Source organism: Amycolatopsis sp. A133 (assembly GCF_031082405.1).
Classification (GTDB): Bacteria; Actinomycetota; Actinomycetes; order Mycobacteriales; family Pseudonocardiaceae; genus Amycolatopsis.
Genome location: NZ_JAVHJU010000055.1, coordinates 1 through 16,573, shown reverse-complemented (window position 1 = coordinate 16,573; position 16,573 = coordinate 1). Strand labels below are relative to the sequence as shown.

Genomic DNA, 16,573 nt, shown 5'->3' with positions numbered 1-16,573 from the left:
CGTCCATCACCACCGGATCACTCTGGTTTCGCCAGAGACACGCACCGGCCGTGGCGGGCAGATTCAGTCGCTGTCGAGCGCTTCGACCTCGATCCGCCGTTCGAGCGTCAAGGTGGTCATCCAGGTGTCGAAGTCCTGCAGTACCGCGAGCTGGATTCCGCGGGCCGGCTGGATATGCGCGCGCTGGCCGGTGACCAGCTCGAGGTTCAGCCCGTCGTCGGAGGTTTGAGCTGCCGCGACGTGCAGGGCCCGCCGGCGGACGATCGAGAGGTCGAACGCCGGGAGGCCGTCATGGAAGTTCGCCGAAGCCACGAGCGGGCGGATCCAGATCACCCCGGGTTCGTCGCGGTCCCGGCGAGCGTGCCGGGCGAGTGCGGCTCGAAAGACCTCCTGATCATCCTCGGTCACGACGAGTTCGGCGCCCGGCAGGTCTTCAGCGCTGTCCTGCCGGGCACCGCCGAGCAGCTCGGTCAGCCTGGTCCAGAGCTGGTCAGGGGTCAGGTCGGTCATGCGATGACGACCTCCTCGATCGGCTTTCCGGCGATGCTGGTGACACCTTTGACCTGCAGCATCGCCCGGATCTCGTCGCGTTGCGTCGTGTTGCTGCAGAGGATGCGGCTGGGGCCCTCCGGCCCGAGCAGATCGATGCCGTCCGCGAACATCACTTCGTTGCTGGGGTTGGCGAACTTGGCGATCTTGAACGAGTCCTTGGTCGACTTGGCACCGTACTGCTCGACTTTCGCCGGATTGACCACGCCGAAAGTGTCGCCGTTGGCGCCGTAGTAGTCAGCGCGGACGAGCAGCCGTTCCGGTTGATCCCAAATCAGCTTCGGTTCGGAATCCAGCGACGATGTCGGCCGGACGCGCAAGAACACCGAGCTCGCGCCACCGGTGAGCTTGTCCGCGCTCTCGCTCTTGCCCACGCCGACGTGGGTGCCCATCGTCGTGCGGCGCTCGGTGGACGCCAGGACGCCGGTGGCCAGCATCGCTTTCAGCCCGGTGTGCGAGGTCGAGTGGACCAGTGACCGACCGGCGACTGCGCTGCCGAGCTTGGCTGCGGAGTTGCCGACGTCGAACCGGGTCCAGGTCAGCCACCCGGCCGAACGCCGTGGCGCCGGGTCGTAGCCAGTGCTGGCCGCGAGCGCGTCACCGTCGGCGAAACCCGCGGCCTTGGCGACCGCGTCGCGTAGCACCTGCACCTTCGCCGGGAGCGCGCGAGTGTGGGCTTCGAGCTGGATGTGCTTGGCGAAATCGGCCAGCTGCGCGCCGGTCATGCCGACCGCTTCATGGGCGCGTTCGTGGAAGATCTCCTGGCGGACCATCTCCTCGAGGTGCTGGCCGGTGGCGTGCGCGGCGACGACCTCGGCTCGCTTGTCCAGGCTCTGGGCGGTGACGTTGGTAGTGAGGTAGGTGTACTCGCCCTCGTCCTGGGTCATCGGCCGGTTGGCCAGGTTGAGCCGCCCGAGCCGCGCGACGAGCTCCGGGCCGTGGCCCTCGCCTGCAGGGGCGATGACTTCGAGGCGTCCACGTAGCGAGTACTCGGTCGTTGCCGGGTCGTTGACACTGTAGGGACGGTAGATGGCCTGGTAGCCGTCGCCGAGGTCGATGGCGTACTCCTTGCCGAGCACGTTGGTCGCGCGGGCACCGTCCCAGCTGGCTTGCCCGGTGCCGGTGTCCAGCTCCGGCTTGATGCGGGTCGCGCCGCGGAGCACGGCAACTGCGCCGGCGGCCCCCTCGGGTGGGGGCGCGGGGACCATAACCGTGACCAGCTCGGTGCCTTGGTGCTGGAACGGCGTGACGTGGGCGACCGACGTGCCGGTGGCGACGGCGTCCTTCACCGCCTGGAGCTGGGCGAGGTAGTGGTCGAGCATGGCTTTCTCCACCGGCACGGCCGCGTCGCCGAGGCTTTGGAGAGCAGCTTCCGCGGCGTCGATCTTCTTCGCCGTCGTCGCCGGTGGTCCTTGCTCGGCGGTGATGGTGCCGTTGGTGATGTGGTGGTTGACGCTCTTGGCGGCGGTGATGATCTTTTCGGCCAGGTTGTGCTGCTTGTCCACGGGCAGCCGGCCGGTGACCTGCTGCTCGACCTGCGTCGGCACCATCGCGGGGCTGATGGTGAGCGCGTCGAGCAGCTTCGCTTCGGCGTCTTCGTCGACGCGGGCGTGCAGCACGGTCCGAGGACCGTCCACGCTGTGGTAGCTGACCAGCGTGGCGGTCGAGGCGATCAGGTCGGCTCCCCCGACGAGGACGGGTTCGCCGTAGGCGTGTCCGACGTCCGGGGTCAGAGGGATCGGCGTTACCGGCTGTTGTCCAGGTTCGACGACGATTGGCTCCTCTGCGATCACCGGGGCCTGGTCGTCGGCTCTCGGCGAGTCGACGAGGTCGCTCTCACTGGCCGGGGTGATCGCGTACGCGGTGTGTGTTGTTTTGGCGTTGGTGCCCATCACGTCTTGCCGAGGTGCGCCAAGGCCGCGGCGGAGGACATCTTGAGGTCCTCGGTGAAGAACTCCACGAAGTCCCGCCGCAGCCTCTTCTTCCGCTCGACGGCGTAGTCCAGAAAGGACTCGGCGATCTGCCCGGTGGTGACGGCGGACTCCGGAATGCCCTTGGCCTTCGCGGCACGAGCACGCATCGGCGCGACCCAGGTCAGGTTCTGCGCGGCGCCGGCGTGGGCGACGGTGTGGAGCATGGCGCGCCACTCGGCGTCCGGCACGGACTCGATCCGGCGAATGACCGAGTGCGCCGCAGCCGGGTTGACCTGCACGCCTTGACCGAGCTTGCCGGCGAGGTGGGCGTCGTAGACCTGGTGGAAGACGGCCGTGGTGCTGGGTCGATAGTCGAGCTTCAACTTGTCGCGACCGAAGTTCTTGAACGACTGGCCCTGGTCCACGGGCACGAGCCCTCCGGCATTGGTTCGCAGGACGTTGCCATGGTGGGCGTCGTGGTTGCCCAGCGCCCAGCTGGTGACGTGGAGCCGCACGATCTCGTCGACGTCGGCCTGCGACCAGCTCGCCGCGGCGCCCGAGATCGGTTTCGCCCCGGTGAGCAGGGGCTGCACGCTGACCGGCTTGCCGTCGACCTTGGTCGCATAGACCGGGACGACCGGAAGGCCGGCACGGGCAGCGAGCCGGGACGCCGCGGCCTCGGTCTGGGTGATGGCGCCGGCGTGCGGGGTTCCTTCCTGCTTGGCCATCCACGTCGTTCCGTCCGGTCCGGTGTGGAGAGTCTTCGGGTGGGTGCCGCCGAGATTCGCCGGCGTGCCCGGCCCGAAATCCCAGGCAGCAACTGCGGCGGGATCGGAAGCCTTGGGGATGGCGTTGTGGGCTGCTTGGGCTTGCTGCAGGGCAGCGACGAGCTGGGCGTGCTGCATCCCGAACCGGCTACGAGGCTTCGACACGACCGGGGACGGTTTCGGCACCGGGGAAGCCGTCGACTTCGTGGGAGCCTGAAGCGTCTCCTTGACGGCGCTGACCGTTGCGGTGGAGGCGTTCAGATGACCCTTGCAGCAACTTCCCGAGAGCCGACTTGGTCGCCACCGCCGCCTCGGCCGGCGTGACGATTCCGGCACCGGAGACGAACTTCCGCAGGTCGCCGACCTTCTGGCCATCAGCCCACGCGAGCACCTTCGCCTGACCGGCGTGCAGCACGGCTTGGTTCAGCGGCGCCGGATCGACGGTGTCCCAGGCAGCGACGGCGGTGTAGACCTCGGCAATTGCGCGCAGTTGCTGCACCAGTGCGCCCGCGTTCGCTTGGTCGACCGGGCCGGCGTCGAGCGTGGTGGTTGCGTCGGCGGCGCAGGTGGCGGAGTGCGCCAGCATCGCCGACCGTTCCGCGACGACGCCTGTGATCTCCTGACGTTCGGCAGCGGGAGTGGAGGCGCGCAGCAGCTGCAGGACCTGGTGGGCGTCGAGGGTCTGCAGCTGTGGATCGGCGATGTGCCCGTCGTGCTTGCCGTCCGCCACCGCGGCACTCAGCTGCGCTGGAGTGACGGCTCCCAGCAGCTCATCGACGTGATGACGCGCCGCTGCCGTCGCCGTGCTGAAGTCAGCAGCGGGATCGACGCTCTGGGCGGTGGCGATCCGGTTTTCCCAGTGCACCAGCGCGGCGACCAACTCAGGCCCGGCGGCGGCGCCTTGCTGGGCGACCGCAGCAGCGGCAGCGTCGAAGTCGCCCTGTACCTCGGCCAGGTCGGCTTCGGTCGCCGCCCATCCCTCGAACCCCTCCGGCAACACGGCAGCGGTCGTTGAAAGATCCCACTCGGCGAACTTCTTGCCGTTGATCACCTGGCCGGCACAGAGGGCGTCATGGCGGGCCAGCGCCAGCGCCTGGATCTTCTTCTTGGCTTCGGCATCAGCCGGCACGGACGGGTCGAGCCAGACGGCCAGCGGATGCGGCGCCTGCCCAGCGATCCCGACCAGCTCCGGGTGCTCGAACCCGGCCGCGGCCGCGATGTCGGCGAGTTGCGCAGGCTCAAGTTCCGCCAGGTACTCGGCGCTGAGGGCGTGGAGTTGCTCCTCGTAGGGCCCGGTCGCGCTGTCGGAGAGCTGGCTCCCGGCAGCGAGCGCGGTGCCGACCGCCGCGGAGAACACGCCATAGCCCTGGACCGGATCGTCCGGGAGCTCGATCGCCGGTGATCCGAGCGGGTCATCTGGGTCGACGCCGCCCGCCACGATCCCGGCGACGAACTGCAGGTCGGCCTCCGCCGCGTCCGCGGGCTCCTCGGTATTCGCGCAGACAGCGGCGAGGTGCGCGGCGAACTCTCCGGCCGGTGTTACGGCGTAGGCAGCGTGACCGGCTTTGGCGTTGGTTCCCATCGGGCGACCGCCGGCTCAGCGCGCAGACCCGAGGAGGTCGTCGACCTGCGCCCTCACGACGTCCCCGAGGGTTCCTTCAGCCGCCTCGACTCGCGCGGCCGGAGCGATCGGTGTCTCAGCCCAGAGCGCCATCCGGTCGGCCAGCGTCGCCGCGTCGACGCCGGTAAGGCGTTCGCGCCAGATCTGTCCGGCTACGTACTCCCGCGGGATCCATTCGACTAAGCTCTCGGGCCTCACCGGGTCGAGGCCAAGGACGCCGACTGGGGTGACCGAGGCGCCGAGTTCGGGCGACCAGCCCAGCAGAACCCAGATTTGGCGTGGCATCAGAGGCCTCCCCCGGCGGTGACGGTCCTGTGCCGAAGCAGGGAAGCCATGAAGCGCACGGAGCGGGCGAAAGCGTCAGGAATGCGGGCGTGAACATCCTGACGCCCATCAGCGGTCATCACCGCGCCGTGCAGGGCATACTGCGCCGGGTTCTGGCTGATCACCACGAGCCTGTCACCGAACAGCTCAAGCGCGGTCTCGATCCTGTCCCGGCGGGACAGACCAGTCAGGATCACCACTACGTCCGGTGGCAGGTTTTCGGCCAGCCAAGACAAGCCGGGCAGCGCCCAGCTCTGCCAGTTGTTGTTCTCTCGCACGGTTTGGACGTTGACCGCGACGGCGGCAGGCTTGGTTTCGGAGATCCAATCGGCCTGGCGGCGCAGGTCTTCGAGGCGGTACCAGTACAGGTTCGGCACGGTCGGGATCCCGGCGGCGGCGAACTCGGCGGCAATGATCAGCGAGCGGCGCATGTTGATCAGGTGCTCGGCGCGAGGCCAGTTGCCGTAAATCGAGTAGTTGGGCGCCAGCACGAGCCCGAACCGCAGGTCGGCGATCTGGGTGATCACGTCATCGCGGTGCCGCGCCGTCCAGAAGGCCTCGACGAGCGGGTCCTCGCCGTATCCGCTGAGGACGGTCAGCGTGGTGTTCGGGATATCGAGGACCTCGGCGGCGGTCCGGCCGTCGCACCAGCGCGGGTAGAGCGCATGAGTACGGGGAGAAAACACCCGCCGTAGCCCGACCGCGTACGCTGGCCACCGGACAACCTCGTCGAGCTCAGCGACGCCGGAGCCGTCGACCTGCGGAATGAACGCCGGCAGCGAGGTCGGCAGCGGGGCGGGGACGGCGAGGTCGTCGAATTCCAGGGTGCCGCCGACGTCGCGCATCCAGGCGTCGATGTCGGTGCGGGAGCCGCAGCGGATCGGGCAGGCCCGGCAGTCGGAGCGGCGCAGCCGCAGGAGGCGCAGTCGGAGTTGCAGCCGGAGCACAGCGGCACGATCGCGACTGCAGGATCGGCGTCGACGTACCAGGGGCAGCGCCGGCAGTCGCAGCGCGCGGCCGGCGCAGTGGGCATGCCGAGGAACGTGCTCATGCGGCTTCTCCCTTGTGGAGGACGTCGCCGAGTTGATCGAGCAGCAGCGCGAGGGAGCCGCGGTCGTGCTCTCGCAGCTCGACGCCTTGGACCAGTGCAAAAAGCAGCTGGCGGAGGGCAGCGAGGGTGCGCTCGACGAGCCGGGCGTCGACCGCGGCGACCTGCGCCTCAGGCTTGGCGCGGAGCTTGTCGGCGCGGGCGGCGTCGGCTTGCTCCTGAACGCGCTCGGCTGCGACCAGTGCCTGCTCCGGGCTCAGCCTCTCGTCGGCGCTGGCGGCGGCGAGCGCGGACGGGAGCAGCCGAGTCCGGCCAGAATTCTTGACCGCGGCCCAGATGTCCCCGGCGGCTTGCTCCCGGCCGCGGCGCAGCTCGATGAACCGGATGCGGGTATGCAACGAGACCTTCGCCTCGTCCATCTCCCCGGCGACCTCGCGGGGCATCTCCGCGAACGCCCGCACGAGCTCGCGGGCCTTGCGCGGGCTCAGCTGCAGGCCGAGCCGCGTCAAGACTTCGGCCCACGGCGCGGCGCAGCGCTTGTCGCTGCCGCGGATGCGTTCCATCGCGGCGAAGCGGGCGATCGGATCGTCGATCGCGTAAACCTCGGCCGGGACGGCGTGGCCGCCGGCCAGGAGCTTGCCCAGCAGCACGGCGCACCGGTCGAGCACCAGGGCAGCCGCGAGCTCGCCCGGCCGCAGGCTCTCCCGGGCGAGGTTCTCCACGAGCTGCCAGATCCGGCGTTCCTCATCCGACAGCGGCCCAGGGCAGACCACCGCGGGCAGCGCGGCGAAGTGCGGGTTGTCCGGCCGGTTGACCGCGCCCCACCGGCACGCGCGCAGCCGCCGCTCCCCCGCGGCCAGCTTCATCGCCGGATGTGCCCCGTCGCCTCGGTCGATCTCCTCGACCAGCACCGGCTGCAGGACTCCGACGCTGGCGATCGAGGAGATCAGGTCCGCGAGGTCGGCCGGCGTGGTGGTGTCGCCGGGGAGCCGGCCCTGCACCTCGGTCAACGGCGTGCCGTCGCCACGCAACGGCAGCAGCGCGAACCGGCGTTGCCGCAGACGCGGTGACAGCCCGAACTGCTGCACGACCTCGGTCATGACAGCCTGCCGAACACGCCCACCCACCGCGGATCGCCGAGCAATGGCACGGCCACCGGCTTCAGCGGGCCGCGCTCCCGGAGCTGGGGCAAGGTCGTCGCGACCATGTCGACCCGTCCCGCGGCCGAGCTCACCAGGGACATGGCCTGGGCGTGGGCGCGCAGGTCGGCGAGCCGGCGCTCGAGCACGGGCTGCCCAGCACCGGAGAGGACGATCAGGACCCGCGGGAACCGGGGATATCGCTCCCGCCAGGCCGGCTTCCGGCCTAATCCGGCCGGGGCGTAGTCGTGGTAGCGGATGTAGCCGACGAGCTTGCGGGCCAGGCGGGCGACCGGCATCGTCGCGCGGTCGAGCTCGACGAACAAAGTCCGCTGCGATCGCCGGCCGGGCTCCTCGAGCACGTAGTGCAGGACGGCGTCGGCGATCACGACCCCGCGCCGGTCTCCCGTGCGATCACGGAAATGGTGGGCGACCTCCGGCGTCCAGGACAACGGACCGCACTCGTCACCGCGCTCCCGAGCTGTCTCGACGAAGGTGAGACCGGTCTCGACGACGTCGAGGGTGTGTTCCTGCAGCAGGTGCGCGACTGCGGTGCCCGGCAGTCGGTAGGCGCGGGCGTCGACCGTCCCGGCTGCCTCGACGGCCTCGGCTCCGGCTGGGGTGACGTGCCAGGTGCGGGGCCGGTGCTCCCGGGTGATCCGGTCGGCCAGCCCGGCACGGCGCAGGCCGGCCAGCTTCGCGCGCACGGTGACCGGGGACAGCGCTGGGGCTACCAGCCGCCGGACTTGCTCCGTGGACATCAGCCGGTGCCAGTAGAGGACGGTCAGGGCCTCGCGTTGGAAGACGTCCACAGTGATCACTCCACGCTCGAGGTCAGGTCGATTCCGGCGCCGCTGCCGCGAGTCGGTGGACGCCCGCGCCGGAGCTGCGGGGCCAGCCGCTCGGCCTGCAGGGCGGCGAGGATGCGGTCGTCCAGGTCCTCGAGCTCGTCGAGGACCTCGCCGATCGGGCGGCGGGCGAGGTTGGCGTCGAGGGCCTGGTCGACTTCGTCGTTCCACTCGGGGTGGAAGTGCTCGGCGAACTCGTCGTCGACGTGCAGGCCGCGGATCTTGAATGGGGTCGTGCGCTGGCCGCCGAGGGTGGCGGTGACGACGTGGTGGAACTGCTCCAGCTCGGTCACCGTCGCCGGCTGGACCAGCCCACCGAACTCGCGGGCCACGGTACGGGCGCCGTCGATGGCGGCGGAGGAGGTCATCAGCAGCGACTGGTTCTGCAGCAGCGCCCTGCGGGTCTCCGCGGCGAGCCGGTCGGGCATCTGGTTCATCGCGTGCAGCGCGACCCGGTACTTGCGCAGCTGCTCGAGGATCGCGGCGAGGTAGCCGCGGGAGGCGCCGTCGACCGCGGCTAGCTCGTCGACGAAGGCGTCGCACCTGCGCCGCTGCTCGACCGGGGTGTCGGCGCGGGAGCGGCCGGCGCGGAACAGGTCGTAGATCATGAACGAGGTGATCAGCTTGTTCGTCTCGCCGGTTCCGGTGGTGCAGACGAACACGATCCGCCCGGTGTCCATCGCCCGCCGCACGTCGTAGGTCGTCACCGACGAGCCGAGGAACGCCGATAGCGTCGGGCTGGTCCGCAGCCGGTTGATGATGTTCGTGACGACCGTGGTCGCGTCCGGGGCCAGCTTCGGGAACGAATCGGTCCAGTACCGGCGTACGGACGGCTTCAGTCCCGGCAGGACCGACTCCCGCCAGGTCTCGTCGTCCAGCAGCGTCGGGATCTGGAAGATCGTCGGCGCGCAGTCCGCCGGCAGCCGCATCGCGACATAGCAGAGCGCCTCACACGCCTTCGTCAGAATCGACTTCGCCCGCGGCGCCGCATCACCCCAGCCCAAGGCCGCGGCGAACGACGTGACGACCGCGTCGACCCGGTCCTCGATGTCAGACTCGGTGAAGCCCTGCATGCTCAGCGGATTCCAGCCAGGCAGACGCTTGGCCCGGCCGCGGACGTCAAGGTTGACCTCCCAGAGCCGTGCCCGCAACGCCGGGTCCGAGAGGTAGGGCTTGGCGCGTTTCCAGCCGTCGGCGTGCGGGTCCAGGAACCAGACCCCGCCGCCGAGCCGGGCGATCTCAATGGCCTGGGCCAGGGCCTCTTCGGTCTTCCCGAACCCGGCCTTGCCGAAGCGGGCGGAGAAGAGCAGCTCGCGCAAGGGCACGCCGACCAGGCGCTCGTCGCCGTTGACGTCGGTGACGTACCCCAGCCGCACCAGCCCCGTTCCCGGCCGGTAGGTCGGGACCTCGCGCGGCGCGGGGAGCACCCAGCCGCGGCTACGCGCGATCGCCGGCGACTGGCAACGGCCCAACGGCGGCTTCAGCAGGCCCGCGATCTCACTGGTCGTGACCAACGAACTCGGCCGCGGCTTCGCCAGCCCCGTCCGGAAGCGACGGTCGAACAGCCAACGCACTCCCGCGGTGTCCGCACCGAAGTGCCAGCCGAGGACTCGCGGGCCACGGACCCGCCAGTAGTTCTCACCTCGGAAGATGTCGAACGCGCCGATGACGCTGCGCAGGTGGGCCTGCGCCCGGCCCGGGATTTCCGAGACACAGCGGATCAGAACCTGGATGGCGAAAACCGGCTCATCGGTCACGAACTTGTTCTTCACCCGGTGAGGCGAAGGTGTCACATTCCGGGAACGCCCGCCAGCCTGCGAACGAGCGATGGGCAAGAACTCCCCAAGCAGTTCCCCGGCAACCTCGGCGACTACGCCGAACGGCCTCACACTGTTTCCACCAGAATGCTGCATAGCTCGCCGAGCGAGGTGGCGGATACGCGCCGGCGTCAACGGGATGAGATCTAGGCAGAGCTGCACCGATTCGCCAAGGTCGACGCGAACGTCACCGAGGGCGTTCGCCAGTGTCTGGAGTGGATCGTCCGGCCGGATCGACAAGGCAGCCAAGGGAAGGTGCGCAGGACGCGCGAGCACGAGCTCGGCTCGAGCGACGTGAACGTCCGGCGAGGGCGGCTGACGATGCACGGCGGGTTCTCCTCCCACGAACGGTTTGCACCATCAGTCATGGGAGGTGGAAGCAGTTTTGATGCAGCCGAGCACGGGGGTGAATTTTCCTTTCCGGCTGACGTATGGATACACTCACTGACAGAACATCGCAGAATCTGCAACTTGCAGGTGTTCCTGGACGCACATCCACCCCAAGGAGCATTCAATGGCCCAGAAAGTCCTCGTCGAGATCCTCGACGACATCGACGGCACCACCGCCGCCCAGACCGTGCAGTTCGGTCTCGACGGCGTCACCTACGAAATCGACCTCTCCGACAACAACGCCACCGCCCTGCGCGACGAGCTCGCCCGCTACATCGGCGCCGGCCGCCGTATTGGCGGCCGCAAGGTCCGCGTCGCCACCGGACAGTCGACCACTACCAACGCGTCCGACCGCGAGCGCAACCAGCAAATCCGCGCCTGGGCCAACGCCAACGGCTACGAGGTCTCCGAGCGAGGACGTCTCTCCTCCGAGGTGGTCTCCGCCTTCGAGCAGGCCCAGGTCGCCGAAGCCGAAGCACCGGCGCCGCGGAAGCGTGCGTCGCGCAAGAAGACCGCCGCCTGACCGACCTCGATGGATAGCAGATCACTGGGGAGAGATCACCGCTGTCGTCGCGTCGGCGGCGAGGAGACATCACCCTCGCCGCCGACAGAGGACACTTCACCCTCGGATGTCGCTCGCCGGATATCGACGTCAGGGTAAACGAGCTTGTTGAGCACGCCAGTCATCGACTCTCGCCCCTCCACGCTCATCACCATCTTCCCGAACTCGGGATCCGTGCTGAACCAGATCCGCACCCCCACCACCGACTTCGGCACCCACCCACGCACCGGCCGCACCCGCCCCAGCTGGTGGGCAAACGCCTGTACGGCTTGCGGCGACGGATCGAACGTGGCCGTCGGCAGCAGCTCGAACCGGACACGGGAGCGGAGGTGGCGGGAACGAAGGTGTCGGTGGAGGACGAAGACCGCGATCAGGATCGCGACCGCGGCAGTGGTCACCCACCAGAGCGCGCCACTCGTGAGGACCTCGCCCAGACGGAGCGCCTTCGGCGCACTATTCCCGAGCATGACCTGGCGGTCATGCGTACCGGGGAACATGTCGGCATTCGGAGCAACCCACCGAATGTCCCCGTGACCAGCGAGAAGTTCCCACCTCGTGGATTGAGCCAACGAACGGCGAAAGTCACCGCCAACGACGACGCCTCCGCAATACTCGCAAGTCATGGAGCAACGCCTCCCAACGATCACAACTTCCCTCGAAACTCAGTCATGCCTGCGGCGAATCGGTTCGATGCAGAAGGCGACGAGCGCCTACCGTGACGTCCATGACGACACTGCAGGACAAGGGACGAACTGGCGACAACCCACCCATGCTCCGATGCGACCTCAACACGACGAACACCTACAGCAGCCTCACGCTCGCGCTCCGCGACATGCGGACGGCCAATGGCAGAGATCCCGCCACAGGAGCTGGGGTCGGCAACGAGTCCTGGATCGGCCTCAGTCTTGGCATGATCGTGTTGGATACGCTCTCCGGCAGCAACACGGATGTCGGAGCAAGGTTTCGGGGCCTGCTCACCGACCATGATGTCGAGGAAGGCGACGCACGCTATGTCTACAAGTTCCGTTGCTCGCTACTCCACGGCTATGGCATACCGAAACCAGCCAGCGTCGATGGTCGTCGGCTGATCGCCAGTCCGGAGGTGAACGCCTACGCTGTAGACACCTCACACCCCGACCGCATCGTGGTCAGCGTTCCGGCCTTCTGCGGCCGCCTGGTAGAGCGCATCGCTTACACCGCGCCACAGCGATGGGACACCGCCCTGATCAACACGAACCTGACCATCGGATCTTGAACAACAAGTACCTGCATACGAGGATTGGTTCGACCGACCAAAGGGCCTGACGGCGGGCCAACTCGGACTCCAAAATTATGGGGCCTGCGCGCGAGTCGGAGCGCTGCCGAGTTCCTTCGTCTGAATCAGCCAGAACACCGCGAACTCGGCGATCAGTGACGCCTCCAGGACAAGAACCCAGTGACTGAACCCGCCGATGGCGAACACTACACAGACCAGCACCGTGACAACCATGAAGCCGAACACAAGGAAGTACCTGTTCGTCGGCGGCTCCTCGTCATCCTCGTGCTCCTTTTTGAAGTCAACCGCGTTCACCACTACGGCCGCGGCAATTCCGACGAACAGGGCCACGGCAGCACACAGGTGGCCATATCTCAAAAAGAACTCACGCTCGAAGAAGAATATCGTCACCCCACAGGCGAGCAGCGCCACCGTCAGCCCGAGCCACGCTTTAGCGCTCGCACTGAGCGGACTGCTCGGGTCCTGCCGGACCAGCTTCACCCTCCACCCGACGCCCGCTGCGGCAAGCCCGACCACCAAAGCGGCGAGGGCGTTGTTCCCCACCGCGACTGCGATCTCGTCCGGCGCCGGCCCGTTGGTCGGCGAACACCTCGTGTCGATCTCGGTCGGCACGAACGCCACGATGAACGCCAGGAAACCTGAGTAGTCGAGGACCGCATTCTCGGTGTCCCTGTTGCCCCGGTAGACGATGAGGCACACTCCGATTGCACAGAGAGCGCCGACGAAAACCGGCCGCACAGCGGTGTAGTAATAGGCACTGATGGACGGCTGGAAACAGGGCCCATGACTGATGGATACCAGTTGGAAGACAACTGCCAAGAAGAGCAGCAAGACCAGAAGTACCATAGCGAAACGCAGCGCAAGGTAGGTCTGCACAGCGTTGTTGTTCGCGGTCATCTTCGACCTCCATCCTGACAGATCGCGGGTCACTGCGCTCCGTGAACGTCAGACCATGCTTCTAGTGAATCCGTCGAGCAACGGGTCCGGCTGAACCCAAGACGGGCTTGCTCAGGGGTCGCAGCCGCACCCTCGACCGTTACCGCTCAGCAGAACGCTTACCTAAATGTGTTCAAGGCTCGACATGATCATACGTGCCTCAGAGATCAGGAATTCCTGTCCGGATCACGCCGACGCGAGCTTCGACATGAGCAACGATCCGATGTGGACGCCGTGAGCCTAGCGCACCGGCCGTGTAGCCCAGATCGCACTATTTCCGAACCTGTCGATACGAACAGGCTTCCCGAAATCCGGTGCGTTGATCATGTTTCCGGCGCTGATCACCAACCCGACATGCGTGACGTGGGCCGGCCCACTGCCGAAGAACACGAGGTCACCAGGCTCCAGTCGATCGACGGCCACTCGCGGACCGGCGTTGAACTGGGTCTGCGCAGTACGAGGCAGATCGATCCCAGCTGCCGCGTAGGCGGCTTTGGTCAGGCCGGAACAGTCGAAGCCGGCGTCACCACCGGCAGGACCGTTGCCTCCCCAAACGTACGGCAGGCCCAGTTGGTCACATGCGAACGCGACAACCGTGCGGATGACAGGATTCGCCGTCTGCACGGCGCTGCAGCTGTAACGCTCGGCTTGGGCAAGGACTTTCTGGACGTACCACTCGGCGTGGTTGTAGGCGAAGATCGCGGCGTGCAGGTCGCGGCCGTCGCGGGCTCCGGCGTCGCAGAGGTAGGCCGCGGCGGCGTAGATCGCGTCGTGTGGGTTGTACCGCGACGGCGGGTGCGCGCCGCCGGGCGGAGGTGGATGGCGGGCGACGACGTTGTCGAACGTCGGCTGGAGGAACTGCATGGGGCCGCCGGCTTTGGCGCTGTTCACCCCGCTGTGGACGCCGGGAAGTTGTGAGCGACCGTGGTCGCTTTCGATCTTGCCGATGGCGGCGAGGATCGTCCAGTCGAGGCCGGGGCAGGTTTGAGCGGCTTCGCGGTAGAGGACGAGGTAGTCGGCCGGGATGTCGCCCACCGTCCCACCGTGCCGCCGTTCGGCGCGGCTCCCGAACTCGAGTCGCCGGCCCCGGCGAGCGTCGCGAGCAGCACGACGACGATCATCACGCAGACGACGGGCGGGCCGAACAGCAGTAGTGCAGCCAGACAACCCCAGCGAGCCGGGTGCTCACGGAGCTGGTCTCGTGCGATCTCGGCCGCTCGCAGGGCGAGTAGCGGGTTCATCGTCGACTGGCGGCGTCGCCGAGCCGCTCGCGCAGCCGCTGCGCCCACGGGACGGACGGCGGCAGCATCGCGGGTGGCAAAGAGGTTTCAGCCGGTGGCTTCGCGATGAAGCCGCGCCCACGGCCAGCAGCCCCGAGGTCGGTGCCGGTGAACGCCGGTTTCCGCCCGGTGGCCGGCGGCGTCGCTCCGGCGATCTCCGCGCCGAAGTACGTCGACGTTGCTGGCTTCTGTCCACGTGGGCGGTCGCTGAGTGCGGCGAGCACGTTGGTCGCGGCGTGCCACGCGGGCCGCGCGCCCGTCGCTGTGCCGAGATTCCCGGCATAGGCGGTGGCGTAGGTTTTGGCGGCCTCGGTACGACGAGCCAGCGCACCTTTGGCGACTCCGGCCTTGGCGGTGAGCGCCGTCTGCGCACGCTGAGCCGCCTGCGGCCACGAGACCGGCGCCCCCACGGTGTACTTGAGCGCTTGTCCCCCAGCCTTCCCGCCGGCGCGGCCCGCGGTGACCAGGCGCTCCTTGAGCCGCCCGACCGGCGCGAAGGTCTCCGCGAACGCCGACGTCCCGGCCTTGAACGTCCGGGCGAGCCGATCCGGCCCAGCGGGGACGACCGGCGTCGGCAACGCCTTCGGGGCCTGGCGTGGCCGGCCGAGCCGCTGCAGCCGGGAGCTGAGCTGGCCTCGGACCCGCTGAAGGTTCGCGGTCAGGCGTTTGCGGAAAAGGAAGCCGGAGAAGACGACAAGGTCGATGACGGCGAAGCGGACCAGCTGCGGGCCGAGGTCGGCCAGCATGAGCGTGCGCAGCAGCACGGTCATGACGGCGAGGAAGACCATGCCGGCCAGCAGCCGGGCGATGGTGGCGGCGATCGAGCTGACCCGGTAGGCGAGCTGGTGCTGCATCGAGGGCACCAGCGCGGCGACCAACGCCAGCGCGAGCAGCAGCCCTTCGAACAGCAGCAGGTACGGGGCCAGAACCTGGACGGCGTTCAGGCAGATCACCAGGATGGCGAACAGGATCATCGCGATCGCGTACAGCCAGGCTCCGAGGGTGCGGTCACCGTCGGCGACCTCGTTGTACTTGCCGTAGTCGCCGGGGCAGCCGTCGAGTTCGCGGGCCTTGGTGCTGTCGTCCTTGCCAGACCAGGGACCGTCGTCGAGGACGCGCTTGACGGAGTACTGGCAGGCGCCGGCGATGCCCTTGACGCGGCTGATTGGGGTGCCGTAGTTGAGCGTCTCCCAGGGTGTGACCAGCAGGTTGTCGATGAACGCCTGGCCGATCGGCGCGGCCGGGTTCCCGGTGCCTCCGGGCTCCTGGCCCATGATGACGCTGGACACGTCGGCGGCAATGTCGCGAGACAGGGACAGCACGCCGTTGTCGCCGATGAGGACGTCGACGGGGTGGGTGAGGATCGCGACGGCGAGGACGTTGACCGCGATGGTGGACGCGGTCTCTCGCCATGCCCGGGTGGTGAGGCCGCGGGCGAAGAGCAGGCCGAGGTAGCAGGTGGCGAGAAGCATCGCGATCTGGCGGAGCTTCAGGTCGCCGATGACCGAGGTCTGCCATATGTCTTCGAGGTCGTGAGCCGGTGCCTTGATCCAGTCGAAGACCTGGGTAGAGGCGGCCCATTCGGTGAACCAGACCGAGAACCCGACCGCGTACTTGCCGACGGCGAAGCCGATGTTGCCCAGCCACAGCCAGATTGTCGGCATCGGGTTGTCGAGCAAGCCGGGGAGGTTGGCAAAGAGGTCGTAGTTGTGCAGGTCTCGGCCGTAGCCGTCGTCGATGCTGAAGATCCCGCCGAGGTGGACGTGGTGACTGGGGTCGTCCTGCAGCGGCAACGGCGGCGCATCCGGCTCCGGCTTCAGCGGCGTCGGCTGATTGCCTGGCACCCACAAGCACGTCGGATACGGCTCGCACGGGTTCTTTTGCGTCTGGCCGTATGCAGCTTGTGGCGCGACAAGTCCGATGAGGACGATGACGGCGGCAATCGCGAGCCCACGGGTTCCGACAGAACTCAGTCTCATCACGACCTCCTGCCCTGCGTCTCTGTGAGACAGGGATCAAAAGGCCCGGGCGGATTCATGCGGTCGTCGCAACATGCTCTATTTAGGACAGTAACATTGTGAGCTTCTTTGCAGGGCTGATCCA

General features: G+C 68.0%; 15 protein-coding genes. 2 read left to right on the top strand and 13 right to left on the bottom strand.

Translation table 11 applies throughout. The annotated features are described in order from the left end of the window. Positions 1-63: 63 nt before the first annotated feature. The 9 genes from Q5425_RS32090 to Q5425_RS32050 form a co-directional block, all read right to left on the bottom strand. Positions 64-510 (bottom strand): hypothetical protein, encoded by a 447-nt coding sequence (locus Q5425_RS32090; RefSeq protein ID WP_308676093.1) that lies wholly within the window; start codon positions 508-510, stop codon positions 64-66. Further along, the gene (locus Q5425_RS32085) at positions 507-2,441 is read right to left on the bottom strand and encodes a hypothetical protein (protein ID WP_308676092.1); all 1,935 of its coding nucleotides are present in this window, start codon (positions 2,439-2,441) and stop codon (positions 507-509) included. Before Q5425_RS32085 ends, Q5425_RS32090 begins: the two co-directional genes overlap by 4 nt. After that, positions 2,441-3,394 carry a hypothetical protein gene (locus tag Q5425_RS32080; protein WP_308676091.1) on the bottom strand — a complete coding sequence of 318 codons (954 nt, stop codon included), beginning with the start codon at positions 3,392-3,394 and terminating at the stop codon, positions 2,441-2,443. The genes Q5425_RS32085 and Q5425_RS32080 overlap by 1 nt, the downstream gene beginning before the upstream one ends. Next, entirely contained in the window at positions 3,378-4,811 is a 1,434-nt protein-coding gene (locus Q5425_RS32075) for a hypothetical protein (protein ID WP_308676090.1), read from the bottom strand. The genes Q5425_RS32080 and Q5425_RS32075 overlap by 17 nt, the downstream gene beginning before the upstream one ends. A 15-nt stretch (positions 4,812-4,826) precedes the next feature. Then, entirely contained in the window at positions 4,827-5,135 is a 309-nt protein-coding gene (locus tag Q5425_RS32070) for a hypothetical protein (RefSeq protein ID WP_308676089.1), read from the bottom strand. After that, complete coding sequence (locus Q5425_RS32065) at positions 5,135-6,121, bottom strand: DUF4417 domain-containing protein (protein WP_308676088.1); 987 nt, start codon at positions 6,119-6,121, stop codon at positions 5,135-5,137. The genes Q5425_RS32070 and Q5425_RS32065 overlap by 1 nt, the downstream gene beginning before the upstream one ends. A gap of 100 nt (positions 6,122-6,221) precedes the next feature. Further along, a complete protein-coding gene (locus tag Q5425_RS32060; protein ID WP_308676087.1) occupies positions 6,222-7,322 on the bottom strand; it encodes a ParB N-terminal domain-containing protein in 1,101 nt (366 codons plus the stop codon). Further along, positions 7,319-8,173: a replication-relaxation family protein gene (locus Q5425_RS32055; protein ID WP_308676086.1), complete on the bottom strand. Its 855-nt coding sequence runs from the start codon at positions 8,171-8,173 to the stop codon at positions 7,319-7,321. Before Q5425_RS32055 ends, Q5425_RS32060 begins: the two co-directional genes overlap by 4 nt. 5 nt (positions 8,174-8,178) lie before the next feature. Further along, a complete protein-coding gene (locus Q5425_RS32050) occupies positions 8,179-9,981 on the bottom strand; it encodes an ATP-binding protein (protein WP_308676085.1) in 1,803 nt (600 codons plus the stop codon). A 559-nt stretch (positions 9,982-10,540) separates the two neighbouring features. Between Q5425_RS32050 and Q5425_RS32045 the strand changes: the two genes are divergently transcribed. Beyond that, positions 10,541-10,939, top strand: a complete 399-nt coding sequence (locus tag Q5425_RS32045; RefSeq protein WP_308676084.1) for an Lsr2 family protein — start codon at positions 10,541-10,543, stop codon at positions 10,937-10,939. A 35-nt stretch (positions 10,940-10,974) separates the two neighbouring features. Here Q5425_RS32045 and Q5425_RS32040 read toward each other — a convergent pair whose 3' ends face one another. Next, positions 10,975-11,376, bottom strand: coding sequence for a hypothetical protein (locus tag Q5425_RS32040; RefSeq protein ID WP_308676083.1), 402 nt, complete (start codon positions 11,374-11,376; stop codon positions 10,975-10,977). Between the two features lie 326 nt (positions 11,377-11,702). Between Q5425_RS32040 and Q5425_RS32035 the strand changes: the two genes are divergently transcribed. Then, the gene (locus tag Q5425_RS32035; RefSeq protein ID WP_308676082.1) at positions 11,703-12,233 is read left to right on the top strand and encodes a hypothetical protein; all 531 of its coding nucleotides are present in this window, start codon (positions 11,703-11,705) and stop codon (positions 12,231-12,233) included. A gap of 75 nt (positions 12,234-12,308) precedes the next feature. Here Q5425_RS32035 and Q5425_RS32030 read toward each other — a convergent pair whose 3' ends face one another. The 3 genes from Q5425_RS32030 to Q5425_RS32020 form a co-directional block, all read right to left on the bottom strand. Further along, positions 12,309-13,151 (bottom strand): hypothetical protein, encoded by an 843-nt coding sequence (locus Q5425_RS32030; protein ID WP_308676081.1) that lies wholly within the window; start codon positions 13,149-13,151, stop codon positions 12,309-12,311. A 279-nt stretch (positions 13,152-13,430) separates the two neighbouring features. Continuing rightward, complete coding sequence (locus tag Q5425_RS32025) at positions 13,431-14,225, bottom strand: C40 family peptidase (RefSeq protein WP_396135282.1); 795 nt, start codon at positions 14,223-14,225, stop codon at positions 13,431-13,433. A gap of 202 nt (positions 14,226-14,427) precedes the next feature. Beyond that, positions 14,428-16,314, bottom strand: coding sequence for a hypothetical protein (locus Q5425_RS32020; RefSeq protein WP_308676080.1), 1,887 nt, complete (start codon positions 16,312-16,314; stop codon positions 14,428-14,430). Between the last annotated feature and the right edge of the window lie 259 nt (positions 16,315-16,573).